The organism is Pseudomonas sp. MPB03 (assembly GCF_046605385.1).
GTDB classification, from domain to species: Bacteria; Pseudomonadota; Gammaproteobacteria; order Pseudomonadales; family Pseudomonadaceae; genus Aquipseudomonas; species Aquipseudomonas zanjanensis.
Map to the genome: position 1 here is coordinate 2,240,018 of NZ_CP176770.1, position 23,776 is coordinate 2,263,793.

At 62.7% G+C, this 23,776-nt stretch carries 16 protein-coding genes; 5 read left to right on the forward strand and 11 right to left on the reverse strand.

Annotation, left to right across the window (positions count from 1 at the left end; genetic code table 11):
• Nucleotides 1-386: 386 nt before the first annotated feature.
• The 4 genes from ACLH0I_RS09875 to ACLH0I_RS09890 form a co-directional block, all read right to left on the reverse strand.
• Entirely contained in the window at nt 387-2,057 is a 1,671-nt protein-coding gene (locus tag ACLH0I_RS09875; RefSeq protein ID WP_411386909.1) for a protein kinase domain-containing protein, read from the reverse strand.
• A 9-nt stretch (nt 2,058-2,066) separates the two neighbouring features.
• Entirely contained in the window at nt 2,067-3,278 is a 1,212-nt protein-coding gene (locus tag ACLH0I_RS09880) for a nitrate/nitrite transporter (protein ID WP_053120618.1), read from the reverse strand.
• A gap of 467 nt (nt 3,279-3,745) precedes the next feature.
• Nucleotides 3,746-4,321, reverse strand: coding sequence for an ANTAR domain-containing response regulator (locus tag ACLH0I_RS09885; protein WP_003199539.1), 576 nt, complete (start codon nt 4,319-4,321; stop codon nt 3,746-3,748).
• A gap of 14 nt (nt 4,322-4,335) precedes the next feature.
• Nucleotides 4,336-5,547 carry a CmpA/NrtA family ABC transporter substrate-binding protein gene (locus ACLH0I_RS09890; RefSeq protein WP_411386910.1) on the reverse strand — a complete coding sequence of 404 codons (1,212 nt, stop codon included), beginning with the start codon at nt 5,545-5,547 and terminating at the stop codon, nt 4,336-4,338.
• Nucleotides 5,548-5,779: 232 nt separating this feature from the next.
• Here ACLH0I_RS09890 and ACLH0I_RS09895 point away from each other — a divergent pair, with 232 nt between their 5' ends.
• Complete coding sequence (locus ACLH0I_RS09895) at nt 5,780-6,799, forward strand: quinone-dependent dihydroorotate dehydrogenase (protein WP_411386911.1); 1,020 nt, start codon at nt 5,780-5,782, stop codon at nt 6,797-6,799.
• A gap of 362 nt (nt 6,800-7,161) precedes the next feature.
• On the opposite strand, the gene rmf is transcribed toward ACLH0I_RS09895, so the two are convergent.
• On the reverse strand, nt 7,162-7,377 hold the full coding sequence (gene rmf, locus ACLH0I_RS09900) for a ribosome modulation factor (protein ID WP_003223300.1): 216 nt from the start codon (nt 7,375-7,377) through the stop codon (nt 7,162-7,164).
• Nucleotides 7,378-7,909: 532 nt separating this feature from the next.
• Between rmf and rlmKL the strand changes: the two genes are divergently transcribed.
• Together rlmKL and ACLH0I_RS09910 are read left to right on the forward strand one after the other, a co-directional pair.
• Nucleotides 7,910-10,180: a bifunctional 23S rRNA (guanine(2069)-N(7))-methyltransferase RlmK/23S rRNA (guanine(2445)-N(2))-methyltransferase RlmL gene (gene rlmKL / locus ACLH0I_RS09905; protein WP_411386912.1), complete on the forward strand. Its 2,271-nt coding sequence runs from the start codon at nt 7,910-7,912 to the stop codon at nt 10,178-10,180.
• Between the two features lie 141 nt (nt 10,181-10,321).
• The gene (locus ACLH0I_RS09910) at nt 10,322-12,706 is read left to right on the forward strand and encodes a diguanylate cyclase (RefSeq protein ID WP_411386913.1); all 2,385 of its coding nucleotides are present in this window, start codon (nt 10,322-10,324) and stop codon (nt 12,704-12,706) included.
• A gap of 260 nt (nt 12,707-12,966) precedes the next feature.
• Here the strand turns inward: ACLH0I_RS09910 and dacB are convergent, their stop codons facing one another.
• Nucleotides 12,967-14,433, reverse strand: coding sequence for a D-alanyl-D-alanine carboxypeptidase/D-alanyl-D-alanine-endopeptidase (gene dacB, locus ACLH0I_RS09915; protein WP_411386914.1), 1,467 nt, complete (start codon nt 14,431-14,433; stop codon nt 12,967-12,969).
• A gap of 233 nt (nt 14,434-14,666) precedes the next feature.
• Here dacB and ACLH0I_RS09920 point away from each other — a divergent pair, with 233 nt between their 5' ends.
• The gene (locus tag ACLH0I_RS09920) at nt 14,667-15,011 is read left to right on the forward strand and encodes a YggL family protein (protein ID WP_411386915.1); all 345 of its coding nucleotides are present in this window, start codon (nt 14,667-14,669) and stop codon (nt 15,009-15,011) included.
• Between the two features lie 158 nt (nt 15,012-15,169).
• Here ACLH0I_RS09920 and ACLH0I_RS09925 read toward each other — a convergent pair whose 3' ends face one another.
• Nucleotides 15,170-16,360, reverse strand: coding sequence for a benzoate/H(+) symporter BenE family transporter (locus ACLH0I_RS09925; protein WP_411386916.1), 1,191 nt, complete (start codon nt 16,358-16,360; stop codon nt 15,170-15,172).
• A 368-nt stretch (nt 16,361-16,728) separates the two neighbouring features.
• Here ACLH0I_RS09925 and ACLH0I_RS09930 point away from each other — a divergent pair, with 368 nt between their 5' ends.
• Nucleotides 16,729-17,493 carry a GntR family transcriptional regulator gene (locus ACLH0I_RS09930; RefSeq protein WP_186705267.1) on the forward strand — a complete coding sequence of 255 codons (765 nt, stop codon included), beginning with the start codon at nt 16,729-16,731 and terminating at the stop codon, nt 17,491-17,493.
• Nucleotides 17,494-17,616: 123 nt separating this feature from the next.
• On the opposite strand, the gene guaD is transcribed toward ACLH0I_RS09930, so the two are convergent.
• The 4 genes from guaD to xdhA form a co-directional block, all read right to left on the reverse strand.
• Nucleotides 17,617-18,921, reverse strand: coding sequence for a guanine deaminase (gene guaD, locus ACLH0I_RS09935; RefSeq protein ID WP_411386917.1), 1,305 nt, complete (start codon nt 18,919-18,921; stop codon nt 17,617-17,619).
• Nucleotides 18,922-18,941: 20 nt separating this feature from the next.
• Nucleotides 18,942-19,778, reverse strand: coding sequence for a xanthine dehydrogenase accessory protein XdhC (xdhC, locus tag ACLH0I_RS09940; RefSeq protein WP_411386918.1), 837 nt, complete (start codon nt 19,776-19,778; stop codon nt 18,942-18,944).
• A gap of 124 nt (nt 19,779-19,902) precedes the next feature.
• Nucleotides 19,903-22,302, reverse strand: a complete 2,400-nt coding sequence (gene xdhB / locus ACLH0I_RS09945) for a xanthine dehydrogenase molybdopterin binding subunit (RefSeq protein WP_411386919.1) — start codon at nt 22,300-22,302, stop codon at nt 19,903-19,905.
• A complete protein-coding gene (gene xdhA / locus ACLH0I_RS09950) occupies nt 22,295-23,749 on the reverse strand; it encodes a xanthine dehydrogenase small subunit (protein WP_411386920.1) in 1,455 nt (484 codons plus the stop codon). Before xdhA ends, xdhB begins: the two co-directional genes overlap by 8 nt.
• Nucleotides 23,750-23,776 lie beyond the last annotated feature (27 nt).

Sequence of the window (23,776 nt, forward strand, 5' to 3'; positions counted from 1 at the left end):
GGCGATCGGACTGGCTCGGCAATTTTTACGAAAACAAAAAAAGGCGTCCCGCTAGCAAGCTAGCGAGGACGCCTTTGTCCTGGTCCCGTTCTCTCGGGAAGCACCGCCTTCATCGTTGGAGGCGTTGCTTTATGTATGGTGGGGTAGGTAATGCAGTGGTTGTGCCAAGTGGCGCGAAGGCGCGGATTTATTGAGCAGCGGGCTGGTTGAGCGGATTGGGGGGGGATTTATTGCACCGAATCAAAGCGTGTTGCCCGGTAATGGAGCGTGAAGGGATTGGCGAAAAAGCTTTTGTGGCGAGGGAGCTTGCTCCCGCTGGGCTGCGAAGCAGACCCAAAAAAGGCGACCGCTGCGCGCTCGAGCGGGAGCAAGCTCCCTCGCCACGGTCATGAGTGAAACACCAGAAACAACAGCACAACATTCACCACCAATGACACCAGCGCCAACGTCCGCCAGACCTTCAGCGGCTCTCTTTCCAGCAATGGCCGGGGCCTTACACTCAAGCTGCGGCGTTCGCCCTGCTCCAGCAGCAACAGCCATTCCTCGGCGGTTTCAAAGCGCTGGCCCGGGTCTGCCGCGACGGCCCGTTCCAGGCTTTGCCCGAGCCATTCGGCCAAGTCCGGCCGATAGCGGCTGGCACTGACCGGCACCCCAAAGCGCGGGCGCTGGAAGGCTTCGATCTCGCCGTAGGGATAATGCCCGGTCAACAGGAAATACAAGGTCACGCCGACGGCGTACAAATCCTGTTGCGCAGTGGGCGCGGTGCCGCCGAAGGCTTCCGGAGCAATGTAGCTGGGTGTGCCGGGCAGCACGTTGGCCTGGTCCTCGGACAAGCCCGGGCAATACGCCAGGCCGAAATCCAGCAAGCGCAATTCCCCGTCGTCGCCCAGGTGCAGGTTTTCCGGCTTGATGTCGCGGTGGTAGATCTGCCGTCGATGCAACAGGCCCACCGCCCGCACCAGCCGTTGCGCCAGGTCCTGCCATTGGGCCAGGAGCAGCGGACCGCCCTGGTTGAACACCTCGGCCAGGGTCGCGCCCGGATATTCACGCATCACGTAGTACAAATGCTGACGCTGGGGCACCCCATGGACTTCGGGAAACTGCCGTCCGGCGACGCGTTTGAGAAACCATTCCTCCGAGAGCAAGGCCTGACCGGCCCGGCTGTCGTCACGTAGCTGCACGGGCAAGGTTTTCAGCAGCCAAGGTTGGCCTTGGCCGTCGTGCACCCGGTAAAGCAATGATTGCTGGCTCTGGCCGAGCAGGCTTTCGATCTGCCAGCCCTCGAATACCTGGCCCGGTTTCAGCGCCGGCGGCAAGGGCCATTGCTGCAGCTGGATCAAGGCATCGCCAATGCTGGCTTCGCCGAGGGCATCGACCCGCACCAACAACGCACTGGCATTGTCCTGGCTACCGGCCAGGTGCGCGGCGTTGACCAGCGTCTGCGCAGCGAGGTGCAGGTCGGGTTGGTCGCGAAGGATGCCGGCGATGGCCGTGTCCCCCAAGACCGCCCAGACGCCGTCGCTGAGCAACACGAAGGTTTCGTCGGTGCGCAGTTCACCATCGAGAAAGTCGAGGATCAGGTGCTGATCCAGCCCCAGGGCCCGCTTGAGTACATGCTGCATGCCCTGCTGTTCCCAGACGTGATCTTCGCTGACCCGTTGCAGGTGATCGGCATGCCAGCGGTAGACCCGGCAATCGCCGACGTGGGCCAAGGTGAAGCGCCGGCCCCGCAGGACCAGGGCGCTCACGGTGGTGAGCAGCGGTTGCCCGCCGCCGTTGGCCTGCAGCCAGCGGTTCTGGGCCAGCAACAGCCGGTCCAGCGCCTGGGCCACGCCCCAGGTTTGCGGCGTGGAATAGTAGTCCAGGGCCAGGGCCTGCAAGGTCGAACGGGCGGCCAGCCCACCATCGGCGCATTGGCTCACGCCGTCGGCGATGGCGAACAGGTAACCCTTGCTGGCAGCCAGGGCCGGGGCGGGGGTGACCAGGCGCAGGGCGTCCTGGTTTTCTTCCCGCGGGCCGATGGCGCTGGCCTCGGCAAAACTCAATTGCAGGCTCATGGTTGCAGGTTATACCCGAGCAGCGGTGACGGCTGCCGACCCCCAAGTGGTTCTCCAGCGACGCTTGACGCCATACAGGCCGAACCAGGCCAGGACACCGAGGCTGGCGAACAACCACAGCGCCAGTTGATAGCTGCCGGTGCTTTGCTTGATCGCGCCCATGCCCGCCGCCAGGGCGAAACCACCGATGCCGCCGGCCATGCCGATCAGCCCGGTCATCACGCCGATTTCGCGACGGAAGCGTTGTGGCACCAGTTGGAACACCGCGCCGTTGCCCGCACCCAAGCCGAGCATGGTGCAAACGAACAGGGCCAGGGCCGCATAGGAACTCGGCAGGTTGAAGCCCACCGCGGCGATGCAGACGGCCGCTACGGTGTACATGCCGAGCAAAGTGCGGATGCCGCCAAAACGGTCCGCCAGGGCGCCGCCCAAGGGGCGCATCAGGCTGCCACCGAAGACGCAGGCAGCGGTGTAGTAGCCGGCGGTGACGGGGCTCAGGCCATATTGGTCGTTGAAGTAGCCGGGCAGGGCGCTGGCCAGGCCGATGAAGCCGCCGAAGGTCACGCTGTAGAAGAACATGAACCACCAGCTGTCACGGTCGCCCAGGGCCTTGAGGTAGTCGGCCATGGATTTGGCTTTTGGTCGCTCAGGGGCATTCTTGGCCAGCCAGGCGAAGAGGACCAGCGTCAGCACCAGCGGGATCAGCGCGAAGCCGAACACGTTGGTCCAGCCGAAGGCTACGGCCATGACCGGTGCGATCAACGCGGCGAGCACGGTGCCCGAGTTGCCAGCCCCGGCGATGCCCATGGCCTTGCCCTGGTGTTGCGGCGGATACCACTGGGAGGCCAGGGGCAGGGCGACGGCGAACGAAGCGCCGGCCACACCGAGGAACAGGCCCAGCAGCAGGGCTTGTTCGTAACTGTGGATGCCCAGTTTCCAGGCGCAGAACAGCGCACCGATCACGATCACCTGGCCAACCATGCCGGCGGTCTTGGGTGAAATCCGGTCGGCCAGTAGGCCCATGAACAGGCGCAGCACGGCGCCAGCCAGGATCGGTGTCGCCACCATCAGGCCGCGTTGCTGAGTGGTCAGGTGCAGGTCGGCGGAGATCTGTACCGCCAGTGGCCCGAGCAGGTACCAGACCATGAAGCTCAGGTCGAAATAAAGAAAGGCCGCGAACAGTGTCGGGGTGTGGCCGGATTTCCAGAAGCTTGAATTCATCGCGCACCTCAGCTGTAAAAGTCTCGAGAAATGAGTCAGTGCTTGGAGCAGTGCGCCGCCTGTGGTCGCACCACCGGCCCCGAAGGGCCAAAACAAAAAAACGCCGCAACCCGGATCGCCAGAGAGGCAAGGAGGGTGTGCGACGTCTTTGTCGTAGGTGGGGCAACCGCCGTTGGTTACCTGTGGGGTTGTTTAAGCGAGATCTGTGCCAACAGGAGGGACTGGTGTGAGGGCTATCGCGAGCAGGCTCGCTCCCACAGGGATTGTGGTTGTCCGCCAATGTCGTGCTCACCCCGTAAACCCTGTGGGAGCGGGCTTGCTCGCGAAGACGGTGGGTCAGTCGATATCAATGTTGGAAGTAAGACCGCTTTCGCGAGCAAGCCCGCTCCCACAGGGACCTGAGGTGTGCTCGGACCTGTGGGAGCGAGCTCGCTCGCGATGGCGGCAGGCCCTGCGCTACAAGGCTTTCAGCCGAGCAACTCGTTCATGGCAATGATCTGCTCCGCCACCTGTATCAGCTTCTGCTGGCGGCTCATGGCCTGGCGGCGCATCAGGGTGTAGGCCTGCTCCTCGTTGCATTCCTTCATCTTCATCAGCATGCCCTTGGCCAGTTCGATGCGCTTGCGTTCGGCCAGTTGCTGGTCCCGGGCCAGGAGTTGGGCGCGCAGGGCCTGGTCGCTTTCGAAGCGGGCCATGGCCACGTCGAGGATCGGTTGCAGGCGCGCGGCGTGGATGCCTTCGACGATGTAGGCGCTGACGCCCGACTTGATCGCCTGGCGCATCACATTGGGGTCGTGCTCGTCGGTAAACATGACGATCGGGCGTGGCTGGTCGCGACTGACCAGCACCACTTGCTCCATCACATCGCGTCCGGGTGACTCGGTATCGATCAGGATTACGTCCGGACGCACCGTTTCGACGCGCGCCGGCAGGTCGATGGTCAGGCCGGATTCGTCGATCACTTCGAAGCCGGCTTCAATCAGGGCAGCCTTGAGGCGGCCGACTTTTTTCGCGGTGTCGTTGATCAGCAGGATACGCAGCATGGTCGTGGCTCCTGTCAGCGGCTGGCGAGAAGGGGAGCCGCATCGCTCAAGGCGTGCAGTTTGAAGCTGCGGGCGTACCCGGCCGGGTCCGAGCCGTCCCAGGTGGTGCCGTCGATCAGTTGGCTGCTGCGCATGTCCTGGCTCGGGGACGCAATGTCCAGCGCCCCACAGGCTTCACGGTACAACGTGAGTTGCTGAACGTCCCGGGCCACGGCCAGGTAATCCGGGTCTTCGCGCAGCAAGCCCCAGCGACGGAACTGGGTCATGAACCACATGCCGTCGGACAGGTACGGCAGGTTCACCTCGCCGTTGCCATGGAAGCGCATCGCGTGGGGATCCTGCCAGCTGTTGCCCAAGCCGTCGGCATAGATGCCCAGCAGGCGCGGCTCGATGCAGTCCAGCGGGGCGTCGAGGTATTCCGGTGCGCTCAACAGTTGCGCGGTGCTGCGACGGTTTTCGCTGCTTTGTTCGATGAAACGGCTGGCTTCGAGAATGGCCATCACCAACGCCCGGGCGGTATTGGGGTATTGCTCGACGAACGCACGGGTGCAGCCCAGGACTTTTTCCGGGTGGTCGGGCCAGATGGTCTGGGTGGTCGCCAGGGTAAAGCCAAGGTTCTGTTTCACCGCGCTGGCGCACCAGGGCTCGCCGACGCAAAACCCGTCGATGCGCCCGGCTTGCAGGTGCGCGATCATTTGCGGCGGCGGTACCACGACGCTGTCGACATCGGATAGAGGATGGATGCCCTGGGCCGCAAGCCAATAATAGAGCCACATGGCGTGGGTGCCGGTGGGGAACGTCTGGGCGAAGGTCAGTTTCGGGCGAGTTTGGTGCACGTGCCGTTCCAGTGCTTCAGGACTGGTCACGCCTTGGGCCTGCAAGCCATGGGACAGGTTGATGCTCTGGCCGTTCTGGTTCAGCCCCATCAGCACCGCCATGTCGGTCGGTGCGACCCCGCCAATGCCCAGGTGCACCGCATAGACCAGGCCATACAGGCTGTGGGCGGCATCGATTTCACCGCTGACCAGCTTGTCCCGCAGGTTGGCCCAGGACGCCTGGCGCTTGAGATTCAGGGTCAAGCCGTAGGGTTGGGCGAAGCCCTGGGTGGCAGCGACCACCACTGGGGCACAGTCGCTCAAGGCCATGAAGCCGAGGTTGACCGCGCTCTTTTCCGGGGCATCGCTACCGTTGACCCAGGCCAGGGGGTTGGCTGGAACTTCATTCATCACTATCACCTTCCACATGAAAAAGCGCCGTGTCCGGGCCCAGGAGACCGGACGACGACGCCGTTGTCCCTTAAAACAGTGTGGCACTCATTCCGTCGCTGGCATGGGCGCTGATGGCCAAAAGGGTGCAAGGCATATGCCAGCGCTATGGTTTTGTGCGGGCGCCTCGCTTGAGCCGCCGTTGCCCGGCTATAATCGCCGCCTCATTTCTTCGCCCGAGTCAAAGCCGCCCATGTACACCCTGGCCCGTCAGCTGTTGTTCAAACTTTCCCCGGAAACCTCCCACGACCTGTCCCTGGACTTGATCGGCGCGGGCGGGCGTTTGGGCCTCAACGGTTTGCTGTGCAAGGCGCCGGCGAAAGTGCCGGTGACGGTCATGGGCCTGGCGTTTCCCAACCCGGTCGGGTTGGCGGCGGGCCTGGACAAGAATGGCGCGGCCATCGACGGCTTTGCGCAGTTGGGTTTCGGCTTTGTGGAAATCGGCACCGTCACGCCGCGTCCGCAGCCGGGCAACCCCAAGCCACGGTTGTTCCGCCTGCCACAAGCCGAGGCGATCATCAACCGCATGGGCTTCAACAACCTGGGCGTCGATCACCTGCTGGCCCGTGTGGCCGCGGCCAAGTACAAGGGCGTGCTGGGCATCAACATCGGCAAGAATTTCGACACGCCGGTGGAGCGCGCCGTCGACGACTACCTGATCTGCCTGGACAAGGTCTACGCCCACGCCAGCTACGTGACCGTCAACGTCAGCTCCCCCAACACCCCGGGGCTGCGCAGCCTGCAATTCGGTGATTCCCTCAAGCAACTGCTGGCCGACCTGGCCCAACGTCGCGCGGAACTGGCGTTGACCCACGGCCGGCACGTGCCCCTGGCGATCAAGATCGCCCCGGACATGACCGACGAGGAGACCGCCCAGGTAGCCCAGGCCCTGATCGAGACGGGTATGGACGCAGTGATCGCCACCAACACGACCCTGGGACGCGAAGGCGTCGAAGGGCTGGAGCACGGTGACGAGGCGGGTGGCTTGTCGGGCGCGCCAGTGCGTGACAAGAGCACCCACACGGTGAAGGTGCTGGCCGCTGAATTGGCGGGGCGCTTGCCGATCATTGCGGCGGGCGGGATCACCGAAGGCCGGCACGCCGCCGAGAAGATCACCGCCGGGGCGAGCCTGGTGCAGGTTTACTCGGGCTTCATCTACAAGGGGCCGGCGTTGATTCGTGAGTCGGTGGATGCGATTGCGGCGTTGGGGTGAACCGAGGATTAAAGTTCGGCGCTGATCGTGGCGAGGGAGCTTGCTCCCGCTGGACTCTGTAGGAGCTGGCGTAGCCTGCGATCTTTTGATCTTGGTCGTTCGCTCTCGACTCAACTGTCTGGAGCAAGATCGCAGCCTCGTTGCACTCGTCAGCTCCTACAGGGCGCAGCCCAGCGGGAGCAAGCTCCCTCGCCACAATAATGTTCACAGCTCAGGCATTCGTAAGTGCCTATGAAACCCAGGCATTAAAAAGGGCTCCTCGAAGGAGCCCCCTGGGCCGTAGCCCGCCGCCCGGATGGGACGTGCGTGGTTAAATCGATTGGGATGTCAAATTGTCGAGTTCTTGAGTAATAAGCCCTGTGTCAGCCGACGGCGTGAAGTTCGTTGAGTCTGTGGATACCCGCAGTGCCGGTCATACCGTCCCAGTTGTCGCCGCGTCCTTCTCGCCAGCCATTGATCCAGGCTTGACGTACCGACGGTAGAGTAAAGGGGCAAAGCTCACGGGATTTACCACCAACGCCATATTGGTAACCACGCAAAAATGCTCTTTCCAACGGATCACGCTTAAGTCTTCTCATAGGGTGTTGCCCTCACTTGTTGACTGTTGCTTAGCGTCGACCTCTATCGAGGCCGGGGCAGAATCATTCTGCCGTTGGTGGCTCGTTGCCGGCGTGACGAGCCGAGGTGTTGACGCCGTTGCGACGTCAACCTGTGTTGAGTTCTAACCAAAGCGTCACAGGGATGGAATGATCGTTTTGTCATAAGCACGTAACAATAAAGATGTTAGGGCGATAAGTAACTTGATGTTCGTTGACCGCTTTTGAGCAAGACCCCTGTATGATCGGCCCTGCGCCAACAGGGGCTGCCCTTTCTCGAATGAGAATGTCCACCCGTTGCACTCGGGTACTATTCGACGAAAGGGTCGAGTTTTTCACAATTTGTTGCACAGAATTTTTTATCTGCCTTCGCATCTAAGCTCTTTTAACCTGAGCGGCGAGGGCGGCACGGCACACTTTCGTGCCACGCGGGTGCTCTTGAGAAAAGCACCTGATTGAACCCGGCCCGGCAATGCGTTGCCCGGTCCACTTAGCCAAAGGCTCTGGAAATCCCATGTCCGATCGTTTCGAACTCTTCCTCACTTGCCCCAAGGGCCTCGAAGGCCTGCTGATCGAGGAAGCCGTCGGGCTTGGCCTTGAAGAGGCGCGCGAGCACACTTCGGCCGTGCGCGGCATGGCCGACATGGAAACGGCCTATCGCCTGTGCCTTTGGTCGCGCCTGGCCAACCGCGTGTTGCTGGTACTCAAGCGCTTCCCGATGAAGGACGCCGAAGACCTCTATCACGGCGTGCTGGACGTCGACTGGCAAGACCATATGCTGGCCGATGGCACCCTGGCGGTTGAGTTCAGCGGCCATGGCTCGGGCATCGACAATACTCACTTCGGTGCCTTGAAGGTCAAGGATGCCATCGTCGACAAGCTGCGCACGCCATCGGGTGAGCGGCCGTCCATCGACAAGCTCAACCCGGACCTGCGTATCCACCTGCGCCTGGACCGCGGCGAAGCGATCCTTTCCCTCGACCTTTCCGGCCACAGCCTGCACCAGCGCGGTTATCGCCTGCAGCAGGGCGCCGCGCCGCTGAAGGAAAACCTCGCCGCCGCGATCCTGATCCGCGCCGGTTGGCCGCGCATTGCCGCTGAAGGCGGGGCGCTGGCCGACCCGATGTGCGGTGTCGGCACGTTCCTGGTGGAAGCCGGCATGATCGCCGCCGATATGGCACCGAACCTGCGTCGCCAGCAGTGGGGCTTCACCGCCTGGCTCGGCCACGTGCCGGCGTTGTGGAAGAAACTCCACGAAGAAGCCTCCGAGCGCGCCGCCGCCGGGCTGGCCAAGCCACCGTTGTGGATTCGTGGCTACGAAGCCGACCCGCGGCTGATCCAGCCGGGCCGCAATAACGTCGAGCGTGCGGGCCTGAGCGAGTGGATCAAGATCTATCAAGGCGAAGTCGCCACCTTCGAGCCGCGCCCGGACCAGAACCAGAAGGGCCTGGTGATCTGCAACCCGCCGTACGGCGAGCGCCTGGGTGACGAAGCCAGTCTGCTTTACCTCTACCAGAACCTCGGCGAGCGCCTGCGCCAGGCGTGCCTGAACTGGGAGGCAGCGGTGTTCACCGGCGCGCCGGACCTGGGCAAGCGCATGGGCATTCGCAGCCACAAGCAGTATTCGTTCTGGAACGGCGCCTTGCCGTGCAAGTTGCTGCTGATCAAGGTGTTGCCGGACCAGTTCGTCACCGGCGAGCGTCGCACCCCGGAACAGCGCCAGGCCGAGCGTGAACAGGCCGCCTATGATCAAACCCCTGAAGTGCCACAAGAGCGCCAGTACAACAAGAACGGCAACCCGATCAAGCCGGCGCCGGCGCCAGCCCCTGTGATCGAGCAGGCGCGGTTGAGCGAAGGCGGGCAGATGTTCGCCAATCGCCTGCAAAAAAACCTCAAGACGCTGAGTAAGTGGGCCAAGCGTGAAGGTGTGGATTGCTACCGGGTCTACGACGCCGACATGCCGGAATACTCCATGGCCATCGACCTCTACCACGACTGGGTGCACGTACAGGAATACGTCGCGCCGAAGTCCATCGACCCGGAAAAAGCCTCGGCCCGGTTGTTCGATGCCTTGGCGGCCATTCCCCAGGCGCTGAACGTGGACAAGAGTCGCGTGGTGATCAAGCGCCGCGAGCGTCAGAGCGGCACCAAGCAGTACGAGCGCCAGAGCGCCCAGGGTAAGTTCACCGAGGTCAACGAAGGCGGCGTGAAGCTGCTGGTCAACCTCACCGATTACCTGGACACCGGGCTGTTTCTCGACCATCGGCCGATGCGCCTGCGGATCCAGAAAGAGGCGGCCGGCAAGCGTTTCCTCAACCTGTTCTGCTACACCGCGACTGCCAGCGTCCACGCCGCCAAGGGCGGTGCCCGGAGCACCACCAGTGTCGACTTGTCGAAAACCTACCTGGATTGGGCGCGACGCAACCTGTCGCTCAATGGTTTTTCCGACAAGAACCGCCTGGAGCAGGGCGACGTGATGGCCTGGCTGGAAGCCAGTCGTGACGAGTACGACCTGATCTTCATCGACCCGCCGACCTTCTCCAACTCCAAGCGCATGGAAGGTGTGTTCGATGTGCAGCGCGACCACGTCCAGTTGCTGGACCTGGCCATGGCGCGCCTGGCGCCGGGCGGCGTGCTGTATTTTTCCAACAACTTCCGCAAGTTCCAGCTCGAGGACAACCTCGGCGAGCGCTATGCAGTGGAAGAGATCACTGCCAAGACCATCGATCCGGATTTCGCCCGCAACGGCAAGATCCACCGCGCTTGGAAGATCATGGCGCGTTGAAGGAGATCGATTGGATCCACTGAGCCTTGTAGTCCAAGGCTTCTAGCCTCATTGGGGACTGGTCAAAGTGATGGCGAATAGCTATAACTTAGGCTGTGTCCGGGGCTGTGCCTATGCCTGGTACCTTTGCGAGTTGTATTTATGGCATTGCATCAGGTGCGCCCCAGAATCCTGGGCTTTATCCGCGAAGACGTTTCGGCCTGGCTGGTGGCTTCGCTGGTGCTGCTGGCCGGTACCTGCCTGAGCGGCGTGCTGAGCTGGGCGATGATGGACCTGTTCAATCGGCAATTGCGCGAGCGCTTCGAGTTGCAAGTCGAGGAGCGCTTCAGCCGCATCGAGGAACAGTTCCAGGACCAGGAGCAGTTTCTCGACAGCCTCGGGCGTTTTTTTGCCAACTCCGAAGCGGTAGCCAGCAATGAGTTCCATGGCTACGCCGACTCGCTGATGCGTCGTACCCGGGCCTTCGCCTGGGCGCCCAGGGTCCTTCGGGACGAGCGGCAAGCGTTCGAACGGCAGGCGCAGGCCGACGGTGGGGCTCAATTCATGATTCGCGAGCCGGACGGCCACGGCGGCCTGCAACTGGCCGCCGAACGGGACGAGTACGTTCCGGTGCTCTACATTCATAGTCGGAGCGCCTACGGGCCCCCACTGGGCCTGGACCTGTTTTCCGAGCCCTTGCGCCGTGCCACTGTCGAGCGGTCGCGTCAGCGTGGCGGGGTGGCGGCCTCGCAACCCCTGGATTTTATGGGGGCCGACCCGATGTTCACTCGCGGGGTGCTGCTGGTCGCGCCGGTTATACGGGAATCGGCCAGCGAACCGTTCGGGTACGTGATGGCGGCCATCAGCATGCGTCAGTTGGCGGGCGACGGACTGCCCGCGCCCGGTCACGACAATCTGTCGATGCGTGTCGTGGACCTGTCTAGCGAAAACGGGGGGGAGGCGCTGTTCGAATCCCCAAACCCGCCGGGCCAGAGCGAGTTGTCGGCGACGCGCCTGCTACGCCTGGCCGATCGCGACTACCGGGTGGAGTTGCGGCCCAGCCGGGTGTTCCTGTCGACCAATCATTCTTCGGTCACGAGCATAGTGATACTCGGTGGTCTGCTCAGCCTGCTGCTCAGTGCCTTGCTCTATGTGCTGGTCAGCCAGCGGCAGCGAGCCTTGGCGCTGGTGGAACAACGCACCGGTGAACTGCGTGCCCGGGAGCAGGAGTTGCGCGGTACCCACGGCCAGTTGCGCGGTGTGCTGGATGCCGCGACCCAGGTGGCGATCATTGCCACCGACCTGCGCGGCGTCATCACCACTTTCAATGCTGGCGCCGAGCAGATGCTCGGCTACCCGAGCTGCGACGTGCTGCAAAGCATGACCCTGGAGAGCCTGCATGTGCCGCGCGAACTCCAGGCTCGGGCCGCTCAGCTTGCCGCGCGCTTTGGTAAACCCATTCCGACCTGCCATGCGATGCTGCTCGAGGGCGGCGAGCAGGGTGGGCAGCAGGCGCGGGAATGGACCCTGGTGCGCCGCGATGGCAGTCACCTGACCGTGAACATGCTGGCCACGCCGATGCTCGATGAGCAGGGGCTATGGGTCGGGCACCTGGCGATCTGCATCGACATCACCGAACGCAAGCGCGTCCACGAAGCCCTGGCGGCCCGCGACCTGTTGCTGAAAAAGCTCAGCGCTCATGTGCCTGGGGGTATCTACCAGTTCAGGATGGATTTCAATGGTCGCTTCAGCGTGATTTATGCCAGCGACGGTATCCGCGACATCTATGAATTGGAACCCGATGTACTGGTGCAGAACGCCGAGGCGATTTTCTCGCGTATTCATCCGTTGGACAGTACGCGCGTCCGAGCTTCGATCCGTGCTTCGGCCAATACCTTGAGCCCATGGCGGGAAGAGTACCGGGTGCAATTACCCTTGCGCGGGCTGCGCTGGGTGCGCGGCGAGGCCACCCCCGAGGAGCTGCCTGGCGGCGGGGTGTTGTGGCACGGCTATATCTCGGATATCTCCGACCTCAAGCGTGTGGAAGAAGAGCTGCGGGCCTTGTCCGTGACCGACGCCCTGACCGGCATTCGCAACCGCCGGTATTTCCAGGAACGCTTGACCTCGGAAATGGCCCGGGTCGAGCGCGGTTCCGGTGGGCTGGCGGTCATCATGCTCGACATCGATCACTTCAAGCGCATCAACGACCAGCACGGCCATGCGGTGGGCGACCGGGTGTTGCAGGCGGTCTGCCAGCGCATCGTCCAACGGTTGCGCCGTACCGATGTGTTCTGCCGGTTGGGTGGGGAAGAGTTCGTGGTGCTGTGCCCGGACACCGACAGTGACAGCGCATATTCCCTGGCGCTGGGGCTTTGGGAAGGCTTGCGGGCTGGGCCCATCGACGATGTCGGGGTGGTCACCGCCAGCTTCGGCATCGCCACCTGGCGCGCCGGGGAGGGCGCCGATGCGTTACTGCTCAGGGCCGACTCAGGCGTGTACGCGGCCAAGCAGGCCGGGCGGGATCGGGTCGAGACGCAGTTGGGATAGCCAGGGGATATTGAGGTCAAAGTGTGGGAGCGGGCTTGCTCGCGAAGGCGGCATGTCAGTCAACACAATGGTTGAATGTTGTACCGCCTTCGCGAGCAAGCCCGCTCCCACAGTTGATCTTCAGTGGGCACAAGATTTGTGTATGGCCCGATTCACTGTAGGAGCGAGCCTGCTCGCGATTCGGTCGGTCAGCAACATCGATGTTGAATGACATACCGCATTCGCGAGCAGGCTCGCTCCCACATTGGGTATGTGCTGGGTTAGAGCACCGAAGCCGTCTGTGGCAATTTCGGCTGGCGGTACAGGTCCAGCAGCACCTGGTCCAGCACCGACGAAGCGCCCCATGGCTTTGGATCGTTGAGGATCGCCACCACTGCCCAAGTGTTGCCGTTGATGTCGCGGCTGTAGCCAGCGATGGCGCGGACGGTGTTCAGGGTCCCGGTCTTGACGTGGGCTTCGCCGGCCATGGCGGTGGTCTTCAGGCGTTTGCGCATGGTGCCGTCGGTGCCGGCAATCGGCATCGAACTGATGAACTCCGCCGAATACGGGCTGCGCCAGGCGGCTTGCAGCATCGCAGCCATTTCCCGCGCGCTGACCCGTTCGGCGCGGGACAGGCCCGAGCCGTTCTCCATCACCAGGTGCGGTGCGGTGATGCCTTTCTTCGCCAGCCACTGGCGTACCACCCGTTGCGCAGCCTTCGCGTCGTCACCGTCGGCTTCGTTGCGAAATTGTGCGCCCAGGCTCAGGAACAGTTGCTGGGCCATGGTGTTGTTACTGTATTTATTGATGTCGCGGATGATCTCTGCCAGGTCCGGGGAGAACGCCCGGGCCAATACCTTGGCGTTGCCCGGGGTCGTGGCCAGGCGGTCCTGGCCCTGGATGCTGCCGCCCAATTCCTTCCAGATGGCCCGCACCGCGCCAGCGGTGTAGGTGGCATGATCGAGCAGCGACAGGTAGGTCTGGGAGCTGCAACCTTCACCGAGTTGGCCGCTGACAGTGACGGTCATGCTGCCATCGGCCTGGGCGACGGGGTTGTAGCGAACGCCGCCGGCACATTGCTTGCCGTTGACGGCCTTGACCACGTTTTCGATGCGAATGCTGGCAATCGGCGGCTCAACCGACACCAGCACCCGGCCGCCATCATTGCGAGCGACGAAGCGCAGGGCCTTGAGGTTGACCAGCAGCGAGTCGGGCTTGACCAGGAAGGGTTTGTTTTCGTCGTTGCCGTCGTCGTTGAACTCGGGCAGTTGCGGCTGGATGAAGAAACTGCGGTCCAGCACCAGGTCACCGGTGACCTGCTGGACGCCGTTGGCCCGCAGATCGCGCATCAGCAGCCAGAGTTTTTCCATGTTCAGCTTGGGATCGCCGCCGCCCTTGAGGTACAAGTTGCCGTTGAGGATCCCGCCGCTCAGGGTGCCGTCGGTGTAGAACTCGGTTTTCCACTGATGATTGGGACCGAGCATCTCCAGGGCCGCATAGGTGGTCACCAGTTTCATGGTGGATGCCGGATTGACCGAAACATCTGCGTTGTACAGGGTTGGCGTGCCGGGGCCGTTGAGCGGCACCAGCACCAGGGACAGGGCGTCGTTCTGCAGTTTGCTGGCCTTGAGGGCCTTTTGTACGTTGGGCGACAGGGCGGTGTTGATCGTGGCAGCGTGGGCGGTGACAGGGAGGGCCAGGGGAAGAAGAAGGCTGGCCAGAAGCAATGGACGCAAAGATTTGATCATTTGAAATAAAACCCTACAGGCGAGGGGGAAAATACGAGGACATGAAAATGAACGTCCTCAACGGGCATGAAAGTGTCGGCATTATGCCCCAAGGCGCAACGGCATGTGCCGTGCCCAAGCCCAGCGAAGCGGTATTTTTTTACCAACGGTTAACGGACTTGCCCGATGAGTCGGGCAATCGACGCACCAAACTGGTAAAGTGCCGGCCGTTATTACTTATGAGGATTGTTCCAATGGCGACTAACCGTTCCCAGCGTCTGCGCAAAAAGCTGTGCGTGGATGAATTTCAAGAGCTGGGTTTCGAACTGAACCTGGATTTCAAGGAAGATCTGGCCGATGAGGCTATTGACGCTTTCCTCGAGGCGTTCCTGAAACAAGCCATGGAAGCCAATGGCCTGGGCTACGTCGGCGGTGACGACTACGGTCTGGTTTGCCTGCAGAAGCGTGGCTCGGTCACCGAAGAGCAGCGCGCTGCCGTTGAAGCCTGGCTCAAGGCCCGTCCTGAGCTGACCAGCGTTGAAGTCAGCCCGTTGCTGGACGTGTGGTACCCGGAAAAGCCGATCAATCCGGTCGCTTGATGGTCAGAAACCGGCAGCCCTTTTGGGTGCCGGTTTTTTTGTGTCTGTCTGTTGGGTCGCTGTTGCCCTTCAGGCCGCTATCGCGAGCAAGCTCGCTCCCACAGGGGTGATGTGAACGACACACATCCCCTGTGGGAGCGAGCTTGCTCGCGATGCTTTCAATTGTTGCGCCAGTTCAGGATCAGCAACGTCAACACCCCCGCCACAATCCCCCAGAACGCCGAACCGATGGAGAACAGCGTCAGCCCCGACGCCGTGACCATGAAGGTGATCAGCGCCGCTTCCCGCTCCTTCACTTCGCTCATGGCGATGCTCAGGCCATTGATGATCGAGCCGAACAGTGCCAGGGCCGCGATGGACAACACCAGTTCCTTGGGCAGCGCCGCGAACAATGCCGCCAGCGTCGCGCCGAACACCCCGGCAATTCCGTAGAAAATCCCGCACCAGACCGCCGCCGTGTAGCGCTTGTTGCGATCTTCGTGGGCGTGGGGCCCGGTGCAGATGGCCGCGCTGATGGCCGCCAGGTTGATGCCATGGGAGCCGAACGGTGCCAGCAGCAGCGAGGCGATGCCGGTGCTGGTGATCAGCGGCGAAGCCGGCACGTTGTAGCCGTCGGCCCGCAACACGGCGATGCCGGGCATGTTCTGCGAGGTCATCGCCACCACGAACAGCGGAATGCCGATGCTGATGGTGGCTGCCAAGGAAAAGTGCGGCGTGGTCCAGACCGGCGTCGCGACTTCCAGGGCAAAGCCGCTGAAGTCCAGTAACCCCAGCAGGCCGGAAAGCGCTGTGCCGATCAGCAGCGCCGCGAGCACCGCGTAGCGCGGCGACAGGCGCTTGACGATCAGGTAAGTAAAGAACATCCCCAGAACCAGGCCGGTGCGATGCTGGGTGGCGACGAAGATCTCGCTGCCGATCTTGAACAGAATCCCCGCCAGCAACGCCGCCGCCAGCGAGGCCGGAATGCGCTTGACCAGGCGCTCGAAACTGCCGGTCAGGCCGCAGATCGTCACCAGCACCGCGCAGGTTATATAGGCGCCGATGGCCTCGCCATAACTCACGCCGCCCAGGCTGGTGATTAGCAGCGCGGCGCCGGGTGTCGACCAGGCGATGGTGATCGGCGTGCGATAGCGCAGCGACAGCCCGATGGAGCACACCGCCATGCCGATGGAGATCGCCCAGATCCACGAGGAAATCTGCCCGCTGGTCAGTCCCGCCGCCTGTCCGGCCTGGAACATCAGCACCAGGGAACTGGTGTAGCCGGTCATCATCGCGATGAACCCGGCGACGATGGCCGAAGGCGAGGTGTCGGCCAATGGACGAAGTGGCGTGGTCGTGACTTCGGTCATGGTGGGCGGTGGTCCTTGTTATAGATTGTCTGGACTCGGGCGAGCCATTGCTTTTGTGGCGAGGGAGCTTGCTCCCGCTCGGCCGCGGAGCGGTCGTCATGCATCCTGTTGGAGGTCTGAACGAATGCGGGGGGATTGCTTCGCAATCCAGCGGGAGCAAGCTCCCTCGCCACAAAACCGAGGTTTAAGCCTAAACTCAACCCCATCATCGATTGCAATACAGCCATGCCCGCAAACAGCCGTACAGTCGTGTTGCCATCAGAGGTTGTGTACAATCGAGCTGTTTTTTACGCGATACTTGCCAGCGACCCGCTGTGCCGTATTACAGTCACGGTCAATTCGCCGCAGTTCTCCCGACTCGAGTGCCCATGAACGAACAGTTGCAGCCCCTCAAGAAACAACCGCGAGCTGGTAAAACCGGCCGCAGCGGAACCCAGGACGATATTGTCTATGCGCACATCTTCGAGGCCATCCTCGAACAACGCCTGGCGCCCGGGACCAAATTGAGCGAAGAGGCGCTGGGGGAGATTTTCGGAGTCAGCCGCACGATCATCCGCCGGGCCTTGTCCCGCCTGGCCCACGAAGGCGTGGTGTTGCTGCGGCCCAATCGCGGTGCCGTGGTGGCGAGCCCGAGTGTCGAAGAGGCCCGCCAGGTGTTCATGGCCCGGCGCCTGGTGGAAAGGGCGATCACCGAACTGGCGGTGCAGCACGCCACGGCCGAACAACTGGCTGAGCTGCGGCAGATGGTCAGCGACGAGCGCGACAGTTTTTCCCGGGGCGACCGTGGCGCTGGCATCCGTTTGTCGGGCGAGTTCCACCTCAAGCTGGCCGAAGCGGCAAAGAATGCCCCGCTGATCAGCTTCCAGCGCAGCCTCGTGTCCCAGACCTCGTTGATCATCGCCCAGTACGAAAGCGGCAACCGGTCCCACTGTTCCTACGATGAACACACCCAGTTGATCGACGCCATCGAGGCCCGCGATGCGACGCTGGCCGTGGACCTGATGATGCATCACATGGACCACATCGACAGCAAGCTCAACCTCGACGAAGAAAGCGCGTCGGATGACCTGCACGCGGTGTTTTCGCATTTGTTGCAGAGCAAGAAGCCGGGGCGGTCGACGGCCAAGCTCTGAGGGATTTGAGTCAGTCATACCGCCGATCGCGAGCAAGCTCGCTCCCACAGGGGGTATGTGTACACCACAAATCCACTGTGGGAGCGAGCTTGCTCGCGATAGCGTCCTGGCAGGCAATACAACCTAGCGCTGATGCACCAACCTGCCGGCCGCATAAGTCTGCGCCACCGTCCGGTCATCCCCCAGCGTCATCAACACGAACAACCGTTCGGCAATGTCCTTGGCCTGCTTGAGGCGATAGCTCAGCAGCGGCGTGGCGTTGTAGTCCAGCACCAGGAAGTCCGCGTCCGTCCCCGGTTGCAACGTGCCGATCTTGTCCTCCAGGCGCAGGGCCCGCGCGCCGCCGAGGGTGGCCAGGTACAGCGACTTGAACGGGCTCAGCCGCGCGCCCTGCAGCTGCATCACCTTGTAGGCTTCGTTCAGGGTGTGGAGCAGCGAAAAACTGGTGCCGCCACCTACGTCGGTGCCCAACCCGACGTTCACCTTGTGCTTCTCGGCCATGGGCAGGTTGAACAGGCCGCTGCCGAGGAAAAAGTTCGAGGTCGGGCAGAAAGCGATGGCCGACCCGGCCTCGGCCAGCCGCGCGCATTCGTCATCGCATAAATGCACGCCATGGGCGAACACCGAACGCTCGCCAAGCAGTTGGTAGTGATCGTAGACGTCCAGGTAGCCCTTGCGCTCCGGGAACAGCTCCTTGACCCACTGCACTTCCTGCAGGTTCTCGCTGATGTGGGTCTGCATGTACAAGTCGGGGTATTCCCCCAGCAATTGACCGGCCAGGGTCAGTTGTTCCGGGGTGCTGGTGGGAGCGAAGCGCGGGGTCACGGCGTAGTGCAACCGGCCCTTGCCGTGCCAGCGCTCGATCAGCGCCTTGCTCTCGGTGTAGCTGGATTCGGCGGTGTCGACCAGATAGTCCGGGGCGTTACGGTCCATCATCACTTTGCCGGCGATCATCCGCAGATCAAGTTTTTCGGCTACTTCAAAAAACGAATTCACCGATTGTGGGTGCACGCTGCCGAACACCAGCGCGGTGGTGGTGCCGTTGCGCAGCAACTCCTTGACGAAGATATCCGCCACCGCATCGGCGTGGGCCTTGTCGGCGAACTGGCTTTCGCAGGGGAAGGTGTAGGTGTTGAGCCAATCCAGCAATTGCTCGCCATAGGCGCCGACCATGCCGGTTTGCGGCAGGTGGATGTGGGTGTCGATCAAACCTGGCGTGATCAGTGCGTCCGGGTAATGGGCGATGTCGATGTCCGCCGCCAGGGTCGGCAACAGGTCATGGGCGTGGCCGATGGCGCTGATCTGGCCGTTTTCCACCACCAGCAGGCCGTCTTCGAAATATTCATAGGACGCTTCGATACCCACTTCGGCCGGGTCGGCGAGGCTGTGGAGGAGGGCGGCGCGGTAGGCTTTGCGTGTCAGGGGCATGGTCTGTCTCGATAAAGGGATTAACGCTGGCTGCGGCGCGAAGCTGGCAGCAACTTGGCAATGGGTTCGGCGCGCGAGGTGTGCTGGCCGAAATCCGCGTTATAGGTGGCGATGATTTCGCCGGCGATGGAGATGGCGATTTCCACAGGCAACTTGCCTTTGACTTCGCCGATACCCATCGGGCAACGTATGCGTTGCAGGGTATTGCTATCGAAACCGCGATCACGCAGGCGATGTTCGAACTTGACGCGCTTGGTCTTCGAACCGATCAGGCCGAAGTAGGCAAAGTCGTTGCGCTTGAGGATCGCGGCGCTCAGTTCCAGGTCGAGCTGATGGTTGTGGGTCATGACGATGCAGTAGCTGCCGGCGGGCAATTCATCGACTTCATCCAATGGCTCTTCGGCCACAATCTTGCGCACGCCATGGGGCAAGTGTTCGGGGAACTCCGCTTCTCGCGAGTCGATCCAGCGCACCTTGCAGGGCAGGCTCGCCAGCAGCGGCACCAGGGCGCGGCCGACATGGCCGGCGCCGAACACGGCGATCTGCGCCTGGACCTGGCCCATGGGTTCGAACAGCAACACGGTGACGCCACCGCAGCACTGGCCCAGGCTCGCACCAAGGCTGAAACGCTCCAGATGGGTGTTCTGCTGGCCGCTGGCGAGCATTTGCCGAGCGATCTCCATGGCCTTGTATTCCAGGTGCCCGCCACCGATGGTGTCGAACGTCTGGCTGGCGCTGATGACCATCTTCGAACCGGCGTTGCGCGGGGTGGAGCCGAGCTCTTCGATGATCGTCACCAGCACGCAGGGTTCGCCGCGGGTTTGCAGGTCGGCGAGGGCGCTGATCCAGTTGTACATAATTCACCTCGACATCTCTGTTGTCTGTGGCGGCCTTATCGCGAGCAAGCTCGCTCCCACAGGGGATTTGTGAACACTGACCCAATGTGGGAGCGAGCTTGCTCGCGATTGGCCGCGCCGCGGTCTAAAGCGGAGCCAACTCAGCCCCGGCTTCCGCAGGCCTAACAGTCTTCAACTGCCGCATCTGCTCACACCCCCACAGCACCCGCTCCGGCGTCGCCGGGGCATCGATGTTCGGTTGCTGCCGGTAATCCCCCAGGCTCGCCACGGCGTCCTTGATGGCGCACCACGCGGCGATGCCGAGCATGAACGGCGGCTCACCCACGGCCTTGGAATGGAACACCGTGTCTTCAGGGTTCTTGCGGTTTTCCACCAGCTTGACCCGCAGGTCCAGTGGCATGTCCGCCACGGCGGGGATCTTGTAGCTGGCCGGGCCATTGGTCACCAGCTTGCCCTTGTCATTCCACACCAGCTCTTCCATGGTCAGCCAGCCCATGCCCTGGATGAAACCGCCCTCGACCTGGCCGATGTCGATGGCTGGGTTCAGCGAGGCGCCGACATCGTGGAGGATGTCGGTGCGCAGCATCTTGTACTCGCCGGTGAGAGTATCGACGATCACCTCGGCACACGCCGCGCCATAGGCGTAGTAGTAGAACGGCCGGCCACGGGCCTGGCTGCGGTCGTAGTAGATTTTCGGGGTCTTGTAGAAGCCGGTGCTGGACAGTGAGACCTGGGCGAAATACGCCTGCTGTACCAACGCTTCGAAGGTCAGGATGTGATCGCGCACCCGCACATGGCCGTTGTGGAATTCCACGTCTTCTTCGCTGACCTTGTATTGCCGCGCGGCAAATTCCACCAGGCGCCGCTTGATGATTTCGGCGGCATTCTGCGCCGCCTTGCCATTCAGGTCAGCGCCACTGGAAGCGGCGGTGGGCGAGGTGTTCGGCACCTTGTCGGTGTTGGTCGCGGTGATCTGCACGCGGTCCATTTCCACCTGGAACACCTCGGCCACCACCTGGGCGACCTTGGTATTCAGGCCCTGGCCCATCTCGGTGCCGCCGTGGTTGAGGTGGATGCTGCCGTCGGTGTAGACGTGGATCAAGGCGCCGGCCTGGTTGAGGAAACTGGCGGTGAACGAAATGCCGAACTTCACGGGCGTCAGCGCCAGGCCCTTCTTGAGGATCGGGCTGCCTGCGTTGTAGCGACGGATCGCTTCACGGCGTTCGGCGTACTGGCTGCTTTCTTCAAGCTCGGCGGTCATTTCCTCGAGCATGTTGTGCTCGACGGTCTGGTAGTAGTGGGTGACGTTGCGTTCGGTCTTGCCGTAGTAGTTGGCCTTGCGCACCGCCAGCGGATCGAGCCCCAGGTGCCGGGCGATGGCGTCCATCACTTCTTCGATGGCGACCATGCCCTGCGGCCCGCCGAACCCCCGGTAGGCAGTGTTCGACGCGGTGTTGGTCTTGCAGCGGTGGCCGTTGATGGTCGCATCGCCCAAGTAGTAGGCGTTGTCGGCGTGGAACATCGCCCGGTCGACGATGGAGGCCGACAGGTCCGGCGAGCAGCCGCAGTTGCCGGCCAGTTCCAGGGCGATGCCGTGCAAGCGCCCGCGGCTGTCGAAGCCGACGTCGTATTCGATATAGAAGGGATGGCGCTTGCCGGTCATCAGCATGTCTTCGACCCGAGGCAGGCGCATCTTGGTCGGCTGCCCGGTGAGGTGCGCGATGACGGCGCACAGGCACGCCGGGCTGGCGGCCTGGGTTTCCTTGCCGCCAAAGCCGCCGCCCATGCGGCGCATGTCCACCACGACCTTGTTCATCGACACGCCGAGTACTTCGGCCACCAGTTTCTGCACTTCGGTGGGGTTCTGGGTCGAGCAGTAGACGATCATGCCGCCGTCTTCGGTGGGCATCACCGAGGAAATCTGGGTTTCCAGGTAAAAATGTTCCTGGCCGCCGATGTGCAGCGAGCCCTGGATACGATGCTCGGCGCTCGCCAGCGCCGTGGCCGAATCGCCGCGCTGGTGGGTGTGGCTGTCCAGCACGAAGTGCCGCTTGCGCAGGGCTTCGACCACGTCCAGTACCGGCTCCAGGTCTTCGTATTCGATGATGGCGGCCATCGCTGCCTTGCGAGCGGTCTCAAGGTCCTTGGCCGCAACAGCCAGCACCGGTTGGCCGACGAACTGCACATCATCAATGGCCAGCAGCGGATCGCCGGGCAGCAGTGGGCCAATGTCCTTCAGGCCTGGAATGTCTGCGTGGGTGATGGCGATGCGCACGCCGTCAAAGGCGTAGCACGGCGCGGTATCGATGCGGATGATCCGGGCGTGGGCGCGGTCCGACAGCCGGGCATAGACGTGCAACTGGTTCGGGAATTCGAGGCGATCATCGATGTACTGCGCCTCGCCGGACACGTGCTTGGCGGCGCTGTCGTGCTTGACGCTACGGCCCACGCCAGTGGTGAGGTCGCGGGCGAACAGCTCGGCCAGTTCGGCTTGGGTCTTCTCTACGGCGTGATGGTTAGACATAAGCGGTCACCCGAGTCTCGATGTGCGGCGTTTGCAGTTCGATGAAGTATTTGCGCAACAGGTTGCGGGCGCTGAGCAGGCGGTATTCCTTGCTGGCGCGGAAGTCCGACAACGGCGTGAAGTCCTCGGCCAGGACGGCGCAGGCGCGTTCGACGGTGCTGTCGGTCCACGGCGCGCCGATCAATGCGGCTTCACAATGCTTGGCACGTTTCGGTGTGGCGGCCATGCCGCCGAAGGCCACGCGGGCGTCGCGGACCACACCGTTGTCGATGCGCAGGTTGAACGCCGCGCACACCGCGGAAATATCATCGTCCAGGCGCTTGGACACCTTGTAGGCACGGAACGCCTGTTCGGCATTGGCCCGCGGCACGATGATCTTTTCGATGAATTCGCTTTCCTGGCGGGCAGTGACCCGGTAATCGATGAAGTAGTCTTCCAGGGCCAGGGTGCGGCGGACCTGGCCCTTGCACAGCACGATCTGCGCGCCGAGGGCGATCAACAGGGGCGGCGAGTCACCAATAGGCGAGGCGTTGCCGATGTTGCCGCCCAAGGTGCCCTGGTTGCGGATCTGCAGCGAGGCGAAGCGTTGCAACAGTTCGCCGAAATCCGGGTATTCGGCTTTCAGGGCCTCGTAGCAATCGGAGAGCGCGGTGGCGGCGCCGATCTCCAGGCGGTCGTCGAAACGCTCGATGCGCTTGAGTTCGGCGACGTTGCCCACGTAGATCATCACCGGCAGGGTGCGATGAAACTGTGTGACTTCCAGGGCCAGGTCCGTACCGCCGGCCAGCAGGCGCGCCTGGGGATAGGCGTCGTAGAGATCGGCCAGGTCGGCCACGGTCAGCGGCACCAGGCAGCGTTTGTCGCCGCTGTTGAGTTCACCGGTCTCGGTGGGGGCGATGGCTTTGAGGCGGGCGATGGTCTCGGCCTCGCGGGCGTCGAACTGGTCGGGCTGCTTGCCGCAGCAGGCCTGCGCGGCGGCGGCCAGGATCGGCCGATAGCCGGTGCAACGGCACAGGTTGCCGGCCAGGGCTTCGTGGGCCTGGTGGGCGTCGGCTTGCTCGCTGTTCTTCTGCAGGGCGAACAGCGACATGACGAAGCCCGGTGTGCAGAAACCGCATTGCGAACCGTGGCAATCGACCATCGCTTGCTGAACGCTGTGCAATTGGCCCTGGTCCTTGAGGTCCTCGACGCTGATCAGTTGCTTGCCGTGCAGGGAAGAGACGAAGGTCAGGCACGCGTTGAGGCTGCGGTAGCGAATGCGTTCGCGGCCATTGGCGTCCGTTTCCAATTCGCCCACCACCACGGTACACGCGCCACAGTCGCCGCTGGCGCAGCCTTCTTTGGTGCCTGGTTTACCAACGTGTTCGCGCAAGTAGTTGAGCACGGTCAGGTTCGGGTCCAGGGCGTGCTCGCTACGGAGTTCCTGGTTGAGTAAAAACTGGATCACGGAAGGCCTCGCAGACTCATTATTGTT